The organism is Streptomyces botrytidirepellens, from assembly GCF_003721215.1.
Lineage (GTDB): Bacteria > Actinomycetota > Actinomycetes > Streptomycetales > Streptomycetaceae > Streptomyces > Streptomyces himastatinicus.
On record NZ_RIBZ01000258.1, the window covers coordinates 16,013 to 36,734 of the forward strand.

A 20,722-nucleotide genomic window follows, 5' to 3' on the forward strand; every position below is an offset into this window, starting at 1 on the left:
GGACCCGCGGCGGAGCGGCCGGGGAGTGGTCGGCGGCCGGAGAGCGGTCAGCGACGGTTCCTGCCGGACCACGCGGGTTCCACCACCTTCCACTCTGCATCCCATTGCGCGTACCGGCGGCGGTCCAGCACCTGCCGGACCCGGGCGCGCCCCGCGAACGCCGCCCCGGCCACCGCGGCCGCGGTCAGCATGCCGGTGAACCAGCCCATCGTCCGCGCGGTCGAGGGGGAGGTGGGCGGCTGGGCGAGGTCCCCGTCCGGGCCCACCCAGACCCGTACCTCCGTACCCGCGTCCGCGTCGCCGGGCACCGTGGCCACACCGGCGTGCCGGGCGCCGTCGTCACCGGTCCAGCTGACCTTCGCCATCCTCAGCTCGGTGGCCTCCGACTGGCCCGGCCCGCCGGGAGGGGTCTCGGCGAGCCGCGCGGTGATCTGGTGCCGCGCCGCTTCCTGGTCGTGCACGACACGCATCTGCGACGCGTGCGCGGCGTTCCCCGCGCTGACCGCGGCCATCGGCAGGCCGAGCACGAGGACCAGCAGGAAGAGCAGGCTGAACCAGGACTGGACCCGGTCCGTCCGCCTGCGCAGCGGGTTGCGTCCCCGGGCCGGACGGCCCAGCAGGGACGGATGGGGTCCGAAAGCGCCCCGCGGTCCGTGGGTGTTCATGGTCGTAAGGCCTCCAGCGAGTGCTGACGTCGTCGCGTGGCGCCCCGGGCGCCTGGGGTGCCGCACGGGGCGCCACGCGACGGGCAGTGGGTCAGGTGCGAGGGGCGGGCTGATACGCGCCGGGCACCATCCGGGCGCTGATCGCCGTGCGGTTGTACGCGTTGATGANCATCCGGGCGCTGATCGCCGTGCGGTTGTACGCGTTGATGACGACCGCGGCCCAGATCAACGCCGCGACCTGCGGTTCGTCGAACACCTCGCTCGCGGCCCGGTGGACCTCGTCCGGGACGTGGCCGTCCTGGACATCGGTGACCGCCTCGGTCAGGGCGAGCGCGGCCCGCTCACGCTCGCTGAAGAACGGGGTCTCCCGCCAGGCGTTCAGGGCGTAGATGCGCTGCTCGGTCTCGCCCCGGGCCCGGGCGTCCTTGGTGTGCATGTCCAGGCAGAACGCGCAGCCGTTGAGCTGGGAGGCGCGGATTCTGACCAGTTCGAGCAGCTCGGGCTCGACCTTCGCCTCCTGCGCCGCCTCGACGGCCGCCGCGTGCAGGGCACCCATCGCGGCGGACACCTTCGGGGCCAGCTTCTTCAGCTCCAGCCGGGCGGTGGTGGCCTGCGGGCCGGGTGCGGTCGCGGTCATCGGTGAACTCCGTTCGTCGGCATGAGGACATCGGCACAGCTGTCGAGCCAGCTCTGCCAGGAAGCGGCGCGCAGGGCCGGTCCCGCGCGCAGCGGACGGCCGAGCCACGCGGTCACGGGCCGGATCCCGTGCAACGCGTTGACCAGCCACACCTCGCGCCCGTCCAGCTCCTGGACGGGACACCGGCGGTGTTCGGTACGGACCCCCAGCTCCGCCGCGCGCTCCTGGATCAGGGCCGAGGTGACCCCCGCCAGCAGCGGCAGGTCCGGCTGCGGCAGGCACAGGACGTCGTCCTCCCACCACAGGACGTTCGCCGTCGTGCCCTCCAGCACCAGGCCCGAGGGGGTGGTGAGCATCAGCTCCTGTGCGCCGCGCTGGGCGGCCCGGTGGCGCAGGTGCGCCAGCAGGGACAGATCCGGTCCCTTGCGGCGCGGATGGATGCGCGGGTCGAACTCCTCGGTCAGACAGACGGCCACATTGGCCGTCCGGGGCGGTGCGGGCCGTATCCGCAGATAGAGCCGGGCCGGTTCCGGACCGGCCAGCTCGACCCGCGGGAACCAGCGGCCGGTGCGCGGCAGCGCCGCCGCCACGTCCCGCCAGAAGCTCTCGATCCGGGCCGGGGAGTCGCCCGTCGCCTCGGCGCACGCGGCGGCGAACCGCCGGTGGTGGTGGTCCAGCGCCCGTACCCGGCCCTCGTCGACCAGCCAGGAGTCGGCGGCCAGCAGCGCGCTGTCGGGCACCGGGCGGGAGGGCATCAGCCCGCCGTCCTCGCGCCACATCAGCGTCCACTGCTGCTGGTCGGAGCGCCGCTCCCGACCGGTGTCCTGTGCCGTGATCATGTCCGTGTTCACGCCTTCGTTCACCTCCACCGTCAGTACTTCCGCGCCGCATCGGCCATCGGGCCGTTGCGGGGGCCGTACGGGGCGTGCTCAAGCCACGCACCGCACCGGGGGACCACCGGGGCCAGCGTGGCCGCCGCACGCTGGGTCATCCGCCCCCAGCGGCGCGGCCGCATGTGGTCCAGGGCCGCCCCCGCGGCCACGCTGTTGAACAGCGCGGCACGGCGGCGGGTGGAAGCGAACTCGCCGATGGCCACGGGTGCCCTCGACGGGTCGGAGCATGCCACCGATATGGCGTCGGCCGCCGAGACCGCGTCCGCGATCCCGCTGTTCATCCCGCGCGCCCCGAAGGGCGGGAAGAGATGGGCCGCCTCGCCCGCCAGCAGCACCCGGCCGGTCGGATCGGTGAACGACGCGGCCACCTTGCGCAGGAAGTGGTACCGCGACACCCACAGCACATGGTGCGCGCAGTCCGCGCCCACCAGCCGGGGCAGCCAGCGGCGCACCGCCCGCTCGGTGTCGTACGTGCCCGCGGGGTCGTCCGCCCGGCACTGGAGGTCGATCTGGAAGCCGCCGGTGAACGGCACCCGCAGCACGGTGCGACCGCCGGCGGCGGGGTGCTCGTAGTGGAAGACCCGCTCGGCCGACAACTCCCCGCCCGCCGGATCCGCCACGTCCACCACCACGTGATAGCCCTCGGAACGGGTGCCCTCCAGCGGGATGCCCAGCGCCTTGCGCACTCCGGAGCGGGCCCCGTCGGCGGCGATCACATGACCGGCCGTCCAGCCGTCGCCGTCCGCCGCGGTCACCGTGACCCCGGTGCCGGTTGCCTCGACGCCGGTCACCTCGGCGTCGAAGCGGAAGTCCACGCCCGCTTCCAGGCACGCCTCGTACAGAAACCGCTCGGTGTCCACCTGGCGCAGGCTCGCGAAGGCGGGCAGCTCACTCTTGCCCGAGGAGTCGGGCGAGGACTCCGGATAGGTCTGCGCGAACACCTGGCGCCCGCGGTAGAGGGTGCGCCGGGTCCGCCAGGTCGTGCCGTACGCCGCGATGCGCTGCCCGAGCCCGGGGCGGGCCCGCTCCAGCAGCCGCAGCGACTGCCGGTGCACGAACAGCGCGCGGCTCCCGGGCCGCACCCGGTCCTTCGCCCCCGACTCCAGCACGGTGACCGGCAGCCCGCGGACGCGCAGCGCGAGCGCCGCCGTCATCCCGACCGGCCCCGCGCCCACCACGAGGACCGGGCCTTCGCCCGCCGCCGGGTCAGCCATGGGCCCGGGCGGTGGACAGCGTGGGCAGTTCGCCCTCGGCCAGCAGCCGGCTGATCTCCAGCCGCTTGATCTTCCAGGTGCTCGTGCGGGGCAGGTCCTCGAAGCGGCACTGCACCGGCTCGGCCAGCGGCGGCAGGTCCGAGGTGGCCAGCCGCCAGCGGTCGGCGTCCAGGGGCTCGTCCCCGCGGGTGCACACCACCGGCACCGGCTCCAGGCTGGGCCCGTGGACGATGATCACCTCGCGGAGTTCGGCGACCCGGGACAGCAGCTCGTCCTCGACCTCCAGATTGGAGTCGACCGTGGCGTGCTGGTCGACCTCGCGGTCGAGCAGGTACAGCGCGCCCCAGCGGTCGCGGTACCCCATGTCGCCCATCCGCCACCAGCCGCGGTCCACCTGCTGGGCGTACTGGTCGGCGGCGCCGAGATAGGTGAGGATCCGGCCGCGGGTACGGGCCTCGATGGCACCCGGCTTGCCCGGCGGACACGTCCGGCCCCGCTCGTCCACCACCCGGATCCGGGTGAACCCGGGGATGCCGGTGCCCACCCGCCGCCCCTGCACCCGGTCCGCGCCGCGCCGGGTGTACCAGCCGAAGGCGATCGGCCCGGTCTCGCTCTGCCCGTACAGCTGCACCAGCCGCGGGTCGCGGCGCCGGGACGCGCCGAGCAGCCGCTGCACGGTGCGCGGGTGGATGGCGTCGAAGGTGGAGCCGTACGCCCGTACGTTGGCCAGCGGCATCCCGGGCGCCTCGGCCAGGTCCTCCCACAGCACGAAGGTGTTGGGGTGGGTCTCCACGATGCCGGGCCGGTACTTGGCCAGCAGGGGGCCCGCATGGGCCGGGTCGGGGTCCAGGAGCAGCAGCAGCGGGCTGCCGAAGTGCAGCAGCACGCCCAGCAGATGGTAGAAGCGGGAGTGCACGAACGACATGTGCAGCGCGGCGGACTCGCCGCGGGTGGCCCGGCCCAGCGCCTGCTGCGGCACGAGCCGGTTCCACATGGTGTGCGCGCAGTGCACCGCCAGCTTGGGGATGCCGGTGGTGCCGGAGCTGTGCGTGATGAGCGAGGGTTCGCGGGGGTGGAGCCGGATGGGCGCGCGGCGCGGCACCCCGGCGTACGTGGCGAACGGGATCGCGTGGGCGTGCCCGGGCGCCTCGTCCACCGTGAGCACCCCACGGGCGAGCCCGGTGTCCAGACCGCTCAGGGTGGATTCCAGCGTGGCCCGGTCGGTGATCAGCCAGGGCGCGTGCAGCCGGTCCAGCAGCACCGCGGCCACCCCGCCGTCCAGCGAGGGTGACAGCAGCGCGGGCACCGCGCCGATCCGGGAGACGGCGCAGGCCAGCAGCACGATGTCGACGTTGTCGCGCTTGTGGATCGCCACGTGCTCGCTCGGCCGCACCCCCGCCGACCACAGCCGGGCGGCCACGTCGTCGACCAGATCCGCCAGATCGGTGTACCCGAGGTCCGTACCGGCGTCGGGGGCGACGTCCAGCGGCCGGTCGAGCGTCACCCGGACCCTGCCGTGGCGGGCCGCGGCCTCCTGGAACATCAGCCCGAGGTAGAACCCGCGCTCGGGGAGTAGCCGCTCCAACATATGCAGTACCTACCGTTCGGAATCGTTCACGAGGGTGCGCGCGGGGGCGGCACGGCGGGCGGGGCGCGGGCCGGTCACCAGGCACCCGTCCGTACGACGTGGCGCCGCAGCTTGCCGGTCTGCGTCCGGGGCAGGGACGCCACCACCCGCACCGTGCGCGGCGCCTTGAACGCGGCGAGCCGCTTCCGGGCCAGCGCGATCAGGTCGTCCGACAGGGCCCGCTCGTCGACCGTCCGGCCCCCGGCCGCGGGCGCGGTCGGCACCACGAAGGCGTGCAGGCGGGTCGCGCCGCGGCTGTCGGGGACGGCGGCCACCGCCACCTCCCGTACGGCCGGGTGGTGCCGCAGCACCTCCTCGACCTCCAGCGGGGACACGGTGATCCCGCCGACCATCTCCAGATCGTCGACCCGGCCCAGGTGCTGGTACGTGCCGTCCGGGTTGCGCCGGGCCCGGTCCCGGGTGGCGAGCCAGCCTTCGTCCGCCGGGCGGGTGGCGGCCACCGTCGGCCCGCGCACCCACAACTCGCCCTCGACCGCCTCGTCGGGGGCGGCCTCCACCACGGTGCCGCCGCTGTCCCGCAGCTCCAGTTCGAAGCGCGGCACCGGGCGGCCCAGGGTGCCGGGAGCGTTCTCCCAGACGGTGTTCGCGCAGAAGGCGTGGCCCGCCTCGGTGGAGCCGATCTGCTCCAGCACCGGGGCGCCCAGCATCTCGGCGACCCGTTCGCCCAGGCCCCGGGGCAGGCTCTCGCCCGCGCTGACCGCCGCGCGCACCGACGCGAAGCAGGGGGTGTGGCCGGTGCCGCGCTCGTCCACCAGGGCGGCGTACGCGGACGGCACCGAGTACAGCAGGGTCACCCGGTGCCGGGCCACCAGGTCGTCGGTGAGGCCGGGGCCGGGACGCTGCGCGCTCAGCACCGCGGACGACCCGGAGAACAGCGGGAAGACGAAGGCGTTCCCGAACCCGTAGGCGTAGAACAGCTTGGACACCGAGAACGTCACGTCGTCCGGGCCGATGTCCAGCACGTCCCGGCCCACCAGGTCGTAGTACGCGGCCACATGGCCATGGGTGTGGGTCACCGCCTTCGGGCGACCGGTGGTCCCCGAGGTGTACTGGACGTACAGCGGGGCGTCGGCCGTCACCGGCTCGGCCTCCCGCGCCGCCTCCGCGGCGTCGATGCCGTCCGGGTTCGTCAGCGCCGACAGCTGGTCCGCGCCGAGCCAGCGCGCGGTGTCGAAGTGGCCCTCGAGGTCGGGCCCCGAGACACACAGCGCGGCCCGCGAGTCCTCGGCCATGAAGCGGTGGTCGTCGGCGGTGAGCCCGGGGTTGACCAGCACCGCCGTCGCCCCCAGCCGGGCCACGGCCAGGAACGTGGCCACCCACATGATGCCGTCGGGCAGCGCCATCAGCACCCGGTCCCCGGCGCCCACCCCGCGCCCCGCCAGCACGGTGGCGGCGCGCGCGGCACGGTCGTGGACCTCGCCGTGGGTCCAGACCCGGTGCGCCTCCAGGAAGGCGGGCCGGGCGGACCAGCCGCACCGGTCGGCGAGCGCCGCCAGATGCGCGGCCACGTTGGCGGACACCGACGGGACGAAGACCGACGGACCGGATAACGCGAGCCCGGAGCGGGCGAGGACCGGGTCGACGAGGGCAGACTCCGGGAGACCGGAGAGTTCCGAGAGATCCGTGAGAGCGGTCACCGTTCCAGCTCCTTCGCGGGGGAGTCCGGCAGCGACGGGGCCGCTGCCACCAGCAGGTCGTCCAGCTCACCGGCGGGCCGCTGTTCCGAGGCGTCGTAGGCGCGCATCGTCGCCGCGGTCTTCAGCAGCATCTCCTCGTACTCCTCGGCCGGATCGGAGTCGAGGATGATGGCGCCGCCCGCGCCGATGTGCATCCGGCCGCCGGTGAACACCGCCGTGCGGATCACGATGCTGAGGTCGGCCGCGCCGTTGCAGCTGAGGAAGCCGAGGGCGCCCGAGTACACGCCGCGGGCCTCGGTCTCCAGCGCGTCGATGATCTCCATGGTGCGCAGCTTGGGGGCGCCGGTCATCGAGCCGCCGGGGAAGCAGGCCCGTACGCAGTCCACGGTGCTGGTGTCCTGGCGCAGCCGGCCGCGCACGGTGGACACCAGCTGGTGCACGGTGGCGTACGACTCGGTGTTCATCAGCCGCGGGACGTACACGCTGCCCGGCTTGCACACCCGCCCCAGGTCGTTGCGGAGCAGGTCCACGATCATCAGGTTCTCGGCCCGGGGCTTGGAGCTGGTGGCGAGGGCGGCCAGCGCCCGCGCGTCCTTGTCGGGATCCCCGGAGCGGGGTGCCGTGCCCTTGATGGGCTTGGCCTCGGCGATGCCGTCCGGGGTGACGCGCAGGAAGCGCTCGGGGGAGGCGCACGCCACGTCGGTGTCGCCGAACCGCAGATAGGCGGCGTACGGGGCCGGGTTGCAGCGGCGCAGCGTCCGGTAGAAGGTGTACGAGTCGCTCGGGGCGGGCAGCCACGCGGAGTTGGTGAGGCAGACCTCGTAGCTCACCCCGGCGCGCAGCTCGCGCAGGCTCGCCTCGATCGAGGCCAGGTACTTCTCTCGGTCCCGGACCAGCCACGGTTCGACGGCGGCGGTGGTGGTGAGCGGGGGCGGCGGGGGCAGCGGGTCGTGCTGCGCGGGCACCCCGCTGAGCACGGTCACGGTCGCGTCCAGCCACTCCTTGGCGTCGTGGTGGCCGTCGGGGGTGTCCTCGCTGAGGCAGCAGATGTAGGTGACGCCCTCCTGGTGGTCGACCGCGACGAAGCGGTCGGCGAACAGCCAGCAGGCGTCCGGGGTGGCGGCCTCGTGGCGGCCGGGGGCGCCGCAGTCGGCCTTCATCTCGTAGCCGAAGTAGCCCACGTAGCCGCCGGTGAAGTCGAAGGGCAGGTCCGGGGCGTGGACCTTCCTGGCGGCCAGCTCCCCCTTGAGGTAGTCGAAGACGCTGCCCTCGTAACGGGTGGTGGGCTGCCCGGGCCGCTCGATCTCGCACACCTTGGTGGCGGTGTCGTACGCCACGAACTCGGCCAGCGGCCCCTGTCCGTCGCCGAGGAAGGAGAAGCGCGCCTCGCCGGACTGGGTCCGCGAACTGTCCAGCCAGAAGGCGCGCGGCGCGTCCGCGTACAGCCGGGTGAAGGCCGCCTCGGTGTCGGTCGCGTCGGCCAGCCAGCGGGCGTGCAGGCGGTAGGCGCGGGCCTTCGCGCCCGCCGCGGCCGGGGCGCTCGCCGCGACCGGCTTCTTCGGGCGCGGGGCGCGGGGCTTGCGGGGCTCGCCGGGGGTGGCGGTGGACGTCACGGATTCGCCGTTGGCGTGCTCGATCGTCAGGTCGCGGAAGTTGCTGAACATCCGGTGGCCGTATCCGGTGAGCACCGACTCCGGGTGGAACTGCACGCCCCACAGCGGGCGGGCCCGGTGGCGCAGCCCCATCAGGACGCCGTCCTCGGACCAGGCGATGCCCTGGAGCCCGAGCGGCAGCGGCTCGGCCACGCACAGCGAGTGGTAGCGGACGGCGGTGAAGTCCTGGGGAATGCCGCGGAAGATGCCCTTCCCGCCGTGCTTGATCCGGGAGAGGTGGCCGTGCCGCGGCTCGGGGGCGGGCACCACCCGCGCCTGGGCGCCGAGCGCGATGCCCTGGTGGCCCAGGCACACGCCCAGCACCGGGATCGTGGCCCGCTCGATGAGCCGCGCGGCACCGGCGAAGTCACGGGCGTCGGCCGGATGTCCGGGGCCGGGGGAGACCACGATGTTGTCGAACTCGGAGAGGTCGATGTCCGCGCATTCGGGCGCGTCGTTGAGAAGCACCTCCGGTTCCTCACCGTTGACCTCGGTGAGCAGATGGAAGAGGTTGTACGTGTACGAGTCGTAATTATCGACGAGGAGCGTCCTCAGCGATTCCATCCGGATTTGCCTCCTTGCTTCGGGCCGTCCACCGCCATGCGCCTGTGACGTCCTCGGATCGACTGAAGCGGCGGGTAGAGCCACTTCTTGAGGACCCGCTGTAGGCGCGGCATGACGAGCCAGGTCACCATCGCGGTCACGCCAAGACACAGAGCCAGGGTCCGCAGCAGGAAATTGGTGCCCTCGAGGAACGGGATCACCAGCACGTTGAACATGAGGACCGGGGGGAACACGGCGCCCAGGTTCACCAGCCAGAGTTTCCATTTGGGGGGCGGCGGCAGCGGCCGCACCGGACCCTTCAACCAGTTCTGTAGCCCTGAGGTGCGCTGCGTTCCCTTTTCTTGTACGAAGGGTCCGGCCCGAGTCGCCAACCGGGCGCGCTCGAGCGAGGATTCCCATCCCTGTGCGGATACTTCCCTGTCGAATCGGTAGATGACATGCCACTCCGAGGACGCCTGACCGGAGCCCATGACGCCGCCCCCGAGGTATCCCGGAAGGCTTGCCGCGGCATTGAGCATCTCAATCGCCCAGGCATAGAACTCGGTTTCGCGGCCGGGGTCCACCCGGTATGCGGCCGTCACCGTGACCGGCTCCGTGTCCACTCCAGCCGCAACTCCTTCCCGCACCCTGCACGCTCGCCTTCTCAACCCATGCTGACCTGCAAGGACTCATGCTCTCCGCCAGGTCTTCCCGGCGAGTTGACAGGAAGTGTTCCACATCGGGAGATCCGCAACAGTCGAATGCTCAACAACGTACATAAAAACTCGATAAGAGGGCCGTGACCTGCGCGTTATCTACGGTTCGGAGGCTTGCTCCGGCCCCCGAAAAAGAATCTCGGAGGCGCGTTGAACATGACGAAGCGCCGGGCCGTATGGAACGTAATGCGGCCCGGCGCTCAAAGTCGCCGTCGGGTCTGTTTCGGGCTGTGCGGGGCCCGCTTCGGTCAGCCGAGAACCTTCTCCAGCGACGCCAGCGACGCCTCCAGTTCCTCGCGGGTGATGGTCAGCGGCGGGGCCAGCCGGATCGTCGAACCGTGGGTGTCCTTGACCAAGATGCCCTCGCGCATGAGCCGTTCGCCGATCTCGCGCCCGGTCCCCAGCGCGGGGTCCACGTCGACCCCCGCCCACAGGCCGCGGCAGCGGTGCCCCGCCACGCCCCTGCCGTGCAGCGCGCTCAGCCCGGCGTCCAGCACCTGGCCCAACTCGGCGGCGCGGGACTGGAATTCCCCGGTGCTCAGCAGGTCCACCACGGCCGAGCCGACGGCCGCGGCCAGCGGGTTGCCGCCGAAGGTGGAGCCGTGCTCACCGGGGCGCAGCACGCCCATCACCGCGCGGTCGGCGACCACGGCGGAGACCGGCACGATGCCGCCGCCCAGCGCCTTGCCGAGCAGCAGCACATCCGGCCGGACCGACTCGTGGTCGACGGCGAGGGTGGTGCCGGTGCGGCCCAGACCGGACTGGATCTCGTCGGCGATGAACAGCGCCCCGGCCCGCCGGGTGAGGTCGCGCACCCCGCGCAGGTAGCCGTCGTCCGGAATCAGCACCCCCGCCTCGCCCTGGATGGGCTCGATCAGCACGGCGGCCGTGGTCTCGTCGACCGCCGCCTCCAGCGCGGCGAGGTCGTTGTACGGCACGACGCGGAAGCCCGGGGCGAAGGGGCCGAACCCCTCGCGGGCCACGGGGTCGCTGGAGAAGCCCACGATCGTCGTCGTACGGCCGTGGAAGTTGCCGTCGGCCACCACGATCGTCGCCTGATCCGGGGCGACGCCCTTGACCTCGTACGCCCATTTGCGGGCCAGCTTGATGCCGCTCTCCACCGCCTCGGCGCCGGTGTTCATCGGCAGCACCATCTCCAGGCCGGTGAGCCGCGCGAGGCCCTCGGCGAATCCGGCGAGCCGGTCGTTGTGGAAGGCGCGCGAGGTGAGGGTGAGCTGGTCGAGCTGGCGGTGGGCGGCCTCGACGAGCGCCGGGTGGCGGTGGCCGAAGTTGAGTGCCGAGTAGCCGGCCAGCATGTCGAGGTAGCGGCGGCCCTCGACGTCCCACACCCAGACGCCCTCGGCGCGGGACACGACCACGGGCAGCGGGTGGTAGTTGTGGGCGAGCGAGGAGTCCTCGGCGCGGATCAGCTCCTCCGAGGAGCGCGCGGGGCGGGCGCCGGTGGCCCGGGCGGTGCGTGCGGGTGCGGTCATCAGCGGATCTCCTGAGTGCAGCACTTGATGCCCCCGCCGGCCTTGTGCAGTTCCGACAGGTCGACGGGGACGGGGACGTAACCGCGGTCGGTGAGCTGGTCGATGAGGCCGGTCGCGCGCGGGGCGACGAACACGTGGCGGCCGTCGGAGACGGAGTTGAGCCCGAAGGCCATGGCATCGTCCCGGGTGGCGATCAGCGCCTCCGGGAAGAGGCGCTCCAGGACCTCACGGCTGCCGGGGGAGAACGCCCCCGGGTAGTAGGCGATGTTCTCGTCGTCGAGCGTGAACAGGGCGGTGTCCAGGTGGTAGAGGTACGGGTCCACCAGGAGCAGGCTGATCACCGGCACCCCGAAGAACTCCTGCACCTCCTGGTGGGCGGCGCGCGTCGTACGGAACCCCGTACCGGCCAGGACGAACCGCCCCGCGGGCACGAGGTCGCCCTCGCCCTCGCACACCGCCTCCGGCGGGTGCACCTCGAATCCGGCCGCCTTGAACCAGGACGTGTAGGCGAGCTGTTCCGGCCGCCGCTGGGGCGCGTGGAACCGGGAGCCGAAGACCCGGCCCTCCAGGACCAGGGCCGAATTCGCCGCGAACACCATGTCCGGCAGGCCCGGCACCGGCTCGACGGTCTCCACTTGGTGGCCGTGGTCGCGGTAGGTGCGGATCAGCGTCTCCCACTGGGCGTCGGCGAGCGCGGTGTCGACCACGGTGTCCTCGCGCATCCAGGGATTGATGGCGTACCGGACGTCGAAGAATCTGGGGGGACAGGTCAGATAGCGCCGGGGGCGCGGCACACGGGTCTGGGGCACGGAGCAGTCCTCTCGCTTCCGCGGGCCGGGGAATGATTCAACGGTAGAAAGCGGACGAGAGGGGACACAAGAAAGGAAAATTGCGCGTTGGCGCAGTGATGTTGCGTCTCTTCGTGGTTCAGCGATCGTTCATTGCGTCCAGTGCCCCGGGCGGTGCGGCGGGGCTGGCACCGGCCTCGGCGCTGCCCGCGATCAGATGCGACAGCACCATGTAGCTGATCGTCTTACGGATGAAGGGCTCGGTCCGGATGCGCTCCAGCACCTCTTCGAAGTGCTCCACATCCCTGGCCATGACGTGCAGCAGGGCATCGGCGCCCCCGGTCACCGTCATGGCCGCGGTGATCTCCGGGTAGCTGCGCACCACCTCCGCCAGCCGCCGCGGCGGGGCCGCGCTGTCGCAGTACACCTCCACGTACGCCTCGGTCCGCCAGCCCAGGGCGGCCGGGCGCACGGTCGTGGTGAAGCCGGTGATCACGTCGTTCTCCCGCATCCGGTCCACCCGCCGCTTGACCGCGGACGCCGACAGCCCGATCGCGGCGCCGATCTCCGTGAAGCTCGCCCTGGCATTCGCCACCAGAGCCGCGACGATCTTGCGGTCCAGGTCGTCGAACGGTGCGGACTGGTTCGCCATGTGGGGTCCTTTCGGCGGCCGGTGATGAACAGTCGAAATGACGTACCGATGAGATGCCCGCAAACCGCCGTGTTTTCAAACCGTTTCCCCGGTTTTCAGGAAGTTTCTGCAAGCGGGGGCGTGCGCGGGAACACGGGGTCCGATAGCGGAGCGGTGGTGTGCCCCGGGCGCCGGGCGTACGAATCCGGGCGCCGTACCCTCGGTTTCCGCCTCGGCGATACGGCACAACCTTCCGGCGGTCCTTACCGCGGCGTAACGTCGTCTATTCCATAAATCGTTTCCGAACGATGGTCAGGTGGTCGTCATGACAACTATTATCAACTTCAGGAGAGCGCCGTGAAAAGACCCCGGGACGCCGTGGTCACCGGTCTGGGTTTCTGCCTGCCGGGCGACGCCGAGCCCGTATTCACGGCGGGTCAGGTGTGGGATATGGCCTCCCACGGCCGCTCCGCCCTCGTCCGGCGCGACATCGCCTACGGTGCGGTGAACCTCACCCCAGAACATTTCGGCGAACGGCTCCCCGAAATCCCCGAGTTCTTCTCCCGCCACTACACCGACGCCCACCGCTTCGGCCTGGTGTCCCTGGTGGAGGCCTGCGCCGACGCCGAACTGGACCTCCGGGCCGGGGACCTGAGCGAGGCGGCCCTGCTCGTCGGCCGCGGCGGAGTGGACTCCAACGTCGGCGTGTACCTCTCGCTGCTGAACAGCCAGTCGGACGAGGCCACCGCGCTGGACGGCGTGGAGATGTTCGTCGCCGCCGCACTCGGCGCGACCCCCTCCGACGTCGCGGTCGTCCAGGCCGCGGCGGCCCGCTCCACCGGCCCCTGCTTCACGGTGACCTGCGGCTGCTCGTCCGCCGCCGTGCAGATCGGCAACGCCCGCCGGATGATCGCCACCGGCGAGGTCGACATGGCCGCCGTGACCGGGGTCGACGTCTTCGACCTCGCCCTGATCCAGCACGGCCAGCAGATGCAAGTGGGCGCCCAGCGCGCCCACGAGGCGATGGACGCCGCCGCCATGCCGGACCTCCTCGCCTCGTTCGACTCCCTCATGCGCCCCTACGACCGGCGCGCCGAATGCATCAACCACGGCGAGGGATCCGCCACCGTGATCCTGGAGAGCCGGGAACACGCCCTGCGCCGCGGCGCACACCTCTACGGCCAGGTGCTCGCCACCGCCATGACCCGCGACGGCCTCGACAACCCCCTCGCCACCGACGCGGGCGGCGCACAGCTGGTCCGGGCCGTCCGCGCCTGCCTCGGCGACCGGTGGCGGATCGAGCAGATCCCGTACGTCAACGGCGCCTGCGACGGCGGCGCCGCCGTCACCGCGCTGGAGGTCAACACCATCCGGGAGCTGTACGGACCGGACAGCTCCGTCCTGGTGACCACCCAGGAGGCGTGCTTCGGCCACCACGGATCGCCCATCGGCTGCGTCGGCGCCGCCCTGACCCTGATGATGATGGAACAGGGCGAGGTGTGCCCCACCACCAACTGCGAGGAACCCGCCGACGGCCTGCCCTTCGACCCGGTTCCCGGCACCCGCACCCGTCCCCTCGACTTCGACTACGCGCTGAGCTTCAACTACCAGATCGGCGGCGTGAAGCACGCGATCCTTCTGGGCAGCCCGGACGCCACGTAAGTCCGACCCTGCCCCTCCCCGGCCTCCACCCCACAGGCCGAACACCCCCACGGAGACCCCGATGCGTCACAACACCCCTGCCTCCGTCCGCCCGCCCACCCGCATAGCCGTGGTCGGCATGGGCTGCCGCCTCCCCGGCGACATCGACTCGCCCGCCGCGCTGTGGCACCTGCTCGCCGAGGGACGGGACGCGGTCGCCGCGCCGCCCTCCGAGCGCACCGCCCTGTGGGGGCCGCCGTCCCCGACCGGCCCGGCGGACGGCTCAGAACTGCCCGCCCTCGGCGGCTATCTGCGCGAAGTGTCCGGCTTCGACGCCGACTTCTTCGGCGTCTCCGGCCGCGAGGCCGACGTCCTCGACCCGCAGCACCGGCTGCTGCTCGAAGTGGCCTGGGAGGCCCTGGAACACGCCGGAACACCGCCCGACCGGCTCGCGGGCACCGCCACCGGCGTCTTCACCGGCCTCAGCTACAACGACTACGCGGACCGCCTCGACCGGCACACCCAGGAACAGCAGGGCTCGGCCCTGTCCAACGCGCACTGCGTCGCCGCCGGGCGGATCTCCTACCTCCTCGGCCTCCAGGGGCCCTGCCTGGCCCTGGACACCGCCTGCTCCTCCTCCCTGGTCGCCGTGCACCTCGCGGCCCAGGCGCTGCGCGCGGGCGAATGCGACCTGGCCCTCGCCGGTGGCGTCACCCTGATGTTCGAGCCCAGAGTCACCCGCTCCTTCGACCGGATGGGCATGCTCTCCCACACCGGCCACTGCCACGCCTTCGACGCCGCCGCCGACGGCTTCGTGCGCGGCGAGGGCTGCGGCATCGTCGTCCTCAAACGCCTCCCCGACGCCATCCGCGACCGGGACCGCGTCCTCGCCGTCCTGCGCGGCTCCGCCGTCAACCAGGACGGCCACTCCGACGGACTCGCCGCGCCCTCGCCCACCGCCCAGCGCGCCCTGTACGAGGAGGCGCTCGCCCGCGCCGGAATCGACGCCCGCGACGTCGGCATGGTCGAAACCCACGGCACCGGCACCCCGGTCGGCGACCCCGTCGAATTCACCAGCCTCGCCGAGGTGTACGGCACCGGCCGCGACCGCTGCGCCCTGGCGTCCGTCAAGACCAACCTCGGCCACCTCGAACCCGCCGCCGGGGTCACCGGCCTCATCAAGGCCGTCCTCTGCCTGAACCAGGGCCTCATCCCGCCCAATCTGCACTTCACCCGCTGGAACCCGGCCATCGACGCCGAGGCCACCCGCTTCTTCGTCCCCCGCGAACTCACCCCCTGGCCCGTGCGCACCGGCCCCCGCCTCGCGGCCGTCTCCTCCTTCGGGTTCTCCGGGACCAACGCCCATGTGGTGCTGGAACAGCCGCCCGCCACCCCGGCCCGTCCCCGTACGCGGCGGCCGCGCCGCACCACCGCCACCGACCCGCACATCGTCCTCCTCCCGGCCGGGTCACCGGCCGCGCTGCCGGTCGCGGCGCGGCGCATGGCCGACTGGCTGGAGGGCGACGGCGCGGCGGTACCGCTGCGCGACATCGCCCACACCCTCGCCCTGCGCCGGGCCGCGGGCCGCGGTCGGCTCGGCGTCACCGCCACCACCCACGCCGAACTCGGCGAAGCACTCCGGGCGTTCGCCACCGGGCGGGCCCACCCCGCGGTGGTGACGGGCGCCGTGGGTGCCGAGGTGTCCCGGCGGCCGGTGTGGGTGTTCTCCGGGCAGGGCTCGCAGTGGCCCGGCATGGGACGCGGACTGCTGGAGCGCGACCCCGCCTTCGCCGCCGCGCTCGCCGAGGCCGATGAACTCATCGCCGCCGAGACCGGGTTCTCGGTGCTCGACATCATCCGCGCGGGCGAGCCGGTGACCGGCTGCGCCCGTGTCCAGCCCGTGCTGTTCGCCCTCCAGACCGCCCTCGCCGCCACCTGGCGCGCCCACGGCGTCGAACCCGCCGGGGTCGTCGGCCACTCCATGGGCGAGGTCGCGGCCGCCGTGGTGGCCGGGGCGCTCTCCCTGGCCGACGGCGTCAAGGTCATCTGCCGCCGCTCCGCGCTGCTCACCCGCATCGCCGGAAACGGCGCCATGGCCACCGTGGGCCTGCCCGCCGACGAGGTGCAGGCCGAACTCGACACCGCGGCCGCCCATGAATCCGTCACCCTCGCCGTCATGGCCGCGCCCGGCTCCACCGTCGTGGCCGGGGACACCGCACGCGTGGAACGCCTCGTCGCCGACTGGGAGGCCCGCGGCGTCCCCGCCGCCCTGGTCGCCGTCGACGTGGCCTCGCACTCCCCGCAGGTCGACCCCCTGCTCCCCGAACTGCGCACCGTCCTCGCCGATCTGACCCCCCGGCGGCCGGACGTCCCCTTCTACACCACCGTCCTCGACGACCCGCACGACGTCCCCGCCTTCGACGCCGCCTACTGGTGCGCCAACCTCCGCCGCCCGGTGCGCTTCTCCTCCGCGCTCGCCGCCGCCGCGGCCGACCGCCACCTGGTGTACGTGGAGATCTCCCCGCACCCCGTGGTCACCCACCCCGTCGCCCGCACCCTCGCCGATCTGACCCGGGACCCGGTGGTCCTGCCCACCCTGCGCCGCGGCGAGGACGAGACCACCACCTTCCGTACCCAGCTCGCCGCCCTCCACTGCGCGGGCGTCCCCGTGAACTGGGCGCACCTGTACGGGGACGGCGACCTCGCCGACGTCCCCGCCATCACCTTCGACCGCACCCCCCACTGGGCCGCCCCCGCCCTTCCCGCGGCCACCGCCGACACCTCCGCCCGGTCCGCCGGCGAACTGCCCGGCCATCACACCGAAGTGCCCGGCGAATCCCTCCGCCACTCCTGGCGCGCGAGCACCGGCACCGCCACCCTGCCCTGGCTGGACGACCACCGGGTGCACGGCACCCCCGTCCTGCCCGGTGCCGCCTACTACGCCCTCGCGCTCACCACCGCCTGCCAGGTCTTCGACGCCGACCCCACCGAGGTCGAGGTCACCGATCTGCGCTTCCACGAACTCCTGACCATCGCCGAGCACACCGACCTCAGCACCACGGTGACCGTGGCCGCCCCCGACCGCGCCACCTGCGAGATCTTCGGACGCGACGACGAGGGCACCTGGATCCGGCAGGCCGGTGCCGTGCTGCGCCGCCTCGCCGCACCCGCCCGGCCCCGCCCCGCCTCGGTACGCACCCTGGCCCTGCGCCACCCCGCCCCCGTCGGCCCGGCCGCCCTGTACGCCAACCTGCGGGCCCGGGGCATCGAACACGGCCCGGCGTTCAACGGCATCACCGAGGTGCACACCTCCCGCCACGGCAACAGCTTCTGGGCCCGGGTACGGATCCCCGACGCCGCCCGCACCCCCGGACACGCCTTGCGCATCCACCCCGTCCTGGTCGACCTGTGCGCCCAGCTCCTGGTCGTCGGGCTGCTGAAGGACGGCGACCAGGGGCTCGTGCTGCCCGTCGGGATCCAGACCGCCCGCGTCCTCGGCGACCCCGCCACCGCCGTCTACTGCCACGCCCGGCTGACGGCCGAGTCCACCGCCGGGACCCTCGTCGGCCATATCCGGCTGCTCGACGGGGAGGGCCGCCCCATCCTCGCCATCGACGGCCTGCGGATCGCCCGCCGCGCCGCCCAGCAGACCACCGAGGTCGACCAGTGGTTCCTGGAGGTCGGCTGGAAACGCGCCGAGCTGCCCGCCCCGGACGACGCACGCCCGCCCGGCCACTGGCTCATCGTCGGCGAGGGCGACGGCACCGCGCACGCCGCCGCCGGTGCGCTGCGCGCCGCCGGAGCCACCACCCGGCTCTGGGACCCGCCCCTGGACGACACCCCGCTCGACGCCCTCCGCGATGACCTCACCGCCCGGCTCACCGGCCCCGGCGCCCTGCCGCGAGGCGTCGTCCTGCTGTGCGGCACCTCGTCGCCACGTACCGGTCCCGAGGCCACGCAGGCCGACGACGACGGCGACGACAGCGGCGACGACGCCCTGCGCCGCACCCGGCGGCTGCTCGCCACCGCCCAGGCCCTCGCCGCGGTCCCGGCCGGGCCCACCGACCCGCCGCGCCTGTACGCCGTCACCCGGGGCGCCCGGGCCGTGACACCCGAGGACGTGCCCGACCCGGCGCAGAGCGCACTGCGCGGACTGGTGCGGGTCCTCGCGTACGAACACCCCGAACTACGCGCCACCCTGGTCGACACCGACCCGGCCGCACCGCTCGACCTCGTCCCCGAACTCCTCGCCGACGCCGCCGAGGACGAGATCGCCCTCCGCGACGGAACACGCCACACCGCCCGGCTCGCCTACGCACCCCTGACCGACACCGAACGCACCACGGCCGCCGCCCGCACCGTGCGCTGCGGCACCGACGGCTTCCGGCTGCGGGCCGGCCGCCTCGGCGACCTCGGCACCCTGGAACTCGCCACCGCCGGGCGCCGCCCGCCCGGCCCCGGCGAGGCCGAACTGCGCGTCCTGGCCGCGGGCATGAACTTCCGCGACGTCCTCACCGCCATGGGTCTGCTCCCCGGCGACAGGGACGTCCGCTACCGGCTCGGCTTCGAATGCGCGGGTGAGGTGACCGCCGTCGGCCCCGGCGTCGACCACGTCCGCGTCGGCGACCGGGTCGTCGCGGCCGATGCGCGCGGTGGCGCCTTCGGCTCCTTCACCGTCGTACCCGCCGACTGCACGGGCCCCATCCCGGACGGCCTCGACCCGGCCACCGCCGCCGGACTGCCCCTCGCCTTCATCACCGCCTGGTACGCGCTGCGCCACATCGCCCGCGTCACGGCGGGCGAGCGGGTGCTCATCCACTCGGCCACCGGCGGCACCGGACTGGCCGCCATCGCCGTCGCCCGGCTGCTGGGAGCCGAGGTGCTGGCCACCGCGGGCAGCGAGGACAAGCGACGCTATCTGCACTCCATGGGCCTCACCCGTGTCATGGACTCCCGCTCGCTCGACTTCCGCGACGAGGTCATGGAGGCCACCGGCGGCGAGGGCGTCGACGTCGTCCTCAACTCGCTGTCCGGCGCGGCCATCCGGGCCGGTCTCGAGTCGCTGCGCCCCTTCGGCCGCTTCATCGAACTCGGCGTCCGCGACATCCTCTCCGACGCCCCGCTCGGACTCTCACCCCTGCGCCACAACATCACCTTCAGCACGGTCGACCTCGTGGAACTCCAGACCTCCCGCCCCGCGGTGTTCGCCGCCATGCTGCGCGAGGTGCTCGACGAGTTCGCCGCAGGGCGCCTCAAGCCCCTGCGCTGCACCACCTATCCGCTGGCCGATGTCACCGAGGCGTTCCGGCAGATGGCGGGCGCACGCCACCTCGGCAAACTGGTGCTGACCCTCCCGCAGCAGGGCGAGATCAGCGCCGTCCTGCCCCACGGGCCCCTCCCGGTGCGCCGGGGCGGCACCTATCTGATCACCGGCGGCCTGCGCGGGCTCGGCCTGGCCACCGCCCGCTGGCTGGCAAGCCAGGGCGCGGGCCACCTCGTGCTCAACGGCCGTACCGCGCCCCTCGCCGCCGACGCGCAGACGCTCGCCGAACTGTCGGCCACCGGCACCCGGGTCACCGTCATCCTCGGCGACATCGGCCGCCCCGGCACCGCCGACCGGCTGGTGGCCGCCGCCACCGCGGACGGGGCACGGCTCGACGGCGTCGTCCACTGCGCCATGGTCCTCGACGACGCGGCGGTCACCAACATCCACGACGACCAGCTGCGCCGGGTGTGGACACCGAAGGTCACCGGGGCGTGGCGGCTGCACCGGGCCACCGCCGGGACGCGGCTCGACTGGTTCGCGGTGTTCTCCTCCATGGCCTCGCTGCTCGGCAACCCCGGGCAGGGCGCCTACGCCGCCGCGAACGCCTGGCTGGACGGCTTCGCCGCCTGGCGCTCCGCCCAGGGCCTGCGCACCCTGGCCGTCAACTGGGGCCCGTGGGGCGAGACCGGCGTCGCCACCGGCTTCGCCGACCGCGGGTACCAGACCATTCCCACCGACCAGGGCTTGCGCGCGCTCGGCACCCTGCTGGCGTACGGGCGGGTGCACACCGGGGTCATCCCCGGCGAGCCCACCAGCTGGATCCCGGCCGCCGGGCACCACTCGTCCCTGTTCGGCCTGCTCCTCCCCGGCGAGGACCACCCGGCCGACGCCCAGGAGAACACCGACGACATCCGGGCCCGGCTGACCGCCATCCCGGCCGGTCTCGCCCGCCGCGCCGCCCTGGAGGCGTATCTGACCGACCACATCCGGGTCGTCCTGCGGCTGAGCAGCACCACCCTCGACCCGCAGACCCCGCTGAAGTCCCTCGGCTTCGACTCGCTGCTCGCCATGGAGCTGCGGGTACGCCTGGAAACCGGCCTGAACATCAAGCTCGCCGCGAACTTCGTCTGGCAGCACCCGACGGTGGCGGCTCTCGCCATCGGCCTGGCCCAGCACATGGGCCTGGAACTGACCGACGGGCAGGAACGATTGAGCGCCTAGGGGACGTCTTGTCGATCATGGTGTGAGCCAGATGAGTGTGCTGGCCAGGGTGAGGACTGCGTGGAAGCGGTCGGGCT

13 protein-coding genes are annotated in these 20,722 nt (G+C 73.1%); 2 read left to right on the plus strand and 11 right to left on the minus strand.

All coding sequences use genetic code 11. From position 1 onward, the window contains the following. Window positions 1–47: 47 nt before the first annotated feature. The 11 genes from EEJ42_RS20310 to EEJ42_RS20360 form a co-directional block, all read right to left on the minus strand. The gene (locus EEJ42_RS20310) at window positions 48–665 is read right to left on the minus strand and encodes an Rv1733c family protein (RefSeq protein WP_246097023.1); all 618 of its coding nucleotides are present in this window, start codon (window positions 663–665) and stop codon (window positions 48–50) included. 91 nt (window positions 666–756) lie between these two features. Beyond that, the gene (locus EEJ42_RS20315) at window positions 757–1,302 is read right to left on the minus strand and encodes a carboxymuconolactone decarboxylase family protein (protein WP_123101543.1); all 546 of its coding nucleotides are present in this window, start codon (window positions 1,300–1,302) and stop codon (window positions 757–759) included. Then, a complete protein-coding gene (locus tag EEJ42_RS20320; RefSeq protein ID WP_123101561.1) occupies window positions 1,299–2,141 on the minus strand; it encodes an aminotransferase class IV in 843 nt (280 codons plus the stop codon). The genes EEJ42_RS20315 and EEJ42_RS20320 overlap by 4 nt, the downstream gene beginning before the upstream one ends. Before the next feature lie 32 nt (window positions 2,142–2,173). Then, a complete protein-coding gene (locus EEJ42_RS20325) occupies window positions 2,174–3,409 on the minus strand; it encodes an FAD-dependent oxidoreductase (RefSeq protein WP_123101545.1) in 1,236 nt (411 codons plus the stop codon). Beyond that, the gene (locus EEJ42_RS20330; protein ID WP_123101547.1) at window positions 3,402–4,997 is read right to left on the minus strand and encodes a class I adenylate-forming enzyme family protein; all 1,596 of its coding nucleotides are present in this window, start codon (window positions 4,995–4,997) and stop codon (window positions 3,402–3,404) included. The genes EEJ42_RS20325 and EEJ42_RS20330 overlap by 8 nt, the downstream gene beginning before the upstream one ends. Window positions 4,998–5,071: 74 nt before the next feature. Then, a complete protein-coding gene (locus tag EEJ42_RS20335) occupies window positions 5,072–6,577 on the minus strand; it encodes an AMP-binding protein (protein WP_123101563.1) in 1,506 nt (501 codons plus the stop codon). Between the two features lie 113 nt (window positions 6,578–6,690). Further along, the gene (gene pabB, locus EEJ42_RS20340; protein ID WP_184503175.1) at window positions 6,691–8,910 is read right to left on the minus strand and encodes an aminodeoxychorismate synthase component I; all 2,220 of its coding nucleotides are present in this window, start codon (window positions 8,908–8,910) and stop codon (window positions 6,691–6,693) included. Further along, the gene (locus tag EEJ42_RS20345; RefSeq protein WP_009712429.1) at window positions 8,898–9,512 is read right to left on the minus strand and encodes a putative antibiotic biosynthesis monooxygenase; all 615 of its coding nucleotides are present in this window, start codon (window positions 9,510–9,512) and stop codon (window positions 8,898–8,900) included. The genes pabB and EEJ42_RS20345 overlap by 13 nt, the downstream gene beginning before the upstream one ends. Window positions 9,513–9,853: 341 nt before the next feature. Further along, window positions 9,854–11,098: an ornithine--oxo-acid transaminase gene (gene rocD / locus EEJ42_RS20350; RefSeq protein ID WP_123101549.1), complete on the minus strand. Its 1,245-nt coding sequence runs from the start codon at window positions 11,096–11,098 to the stop codon at window positions 9,854–9,856. Further along, on the minus strand, window positions 11,098–11,907 hold the full coding sequence (gene ddaH, locus EEJ42_RS20355) for a dimethylargininase (RefSeq protein WP_123101551.1): 810 nt from the start codon (window positions 11,905–11,907) through the stop codon (window positions 11,098–11,100). The genes rocD and ddaH overlap by 1 nt, the downstream gene beginning before the upstream one ends. Before the next feature lie 118 nt (window positions 11,908–12,025). Beyond that, window positions 12,026–12,538 carry an Lrp/AsnC family transcriptional regulator gene (locus EEJ42_RS20360; RefSeq protein ID WP_123101553.1) on the minus strand — a complete coding sequence of 171 codons (513 nt, stop codon included), beginning with the start codon at window positions 12,536–12,538 and terminating at the stop codon, window positions 12,026–12,028. A 336-nt stretch (window positions 12,539–12,874) separates the two neighbouring features. On the opposite strand from EEJ42_RS20360, the gene EEJ42_RS20365 reads away from it, so the two are divergent. Next, complete coding sequence (locus tag EEJ42_RS20365; protein WP_184503176.1) at window positions 12,875–14,179, plus strand: beta-ketoacyl synthase N-terminal-like domain-containing protein; 1,305 nt, start codon at window positions 12,875–12,877, stop codon at window positions 14,177–14,179. Window positions 14,180–14,240: 61 nt separating this feature from the next. Then, entirely contained in the window at window positions 14,241–20,645 is a 6,405-nt protein-coding gene (locus EEJ42_RS20370; RefSeq protein ID WP_123101555.1) for a type I polyketide synthase, read from the plus strand. Window positions 20,646–20,722 lie beyond the last annotated feature (77 nt).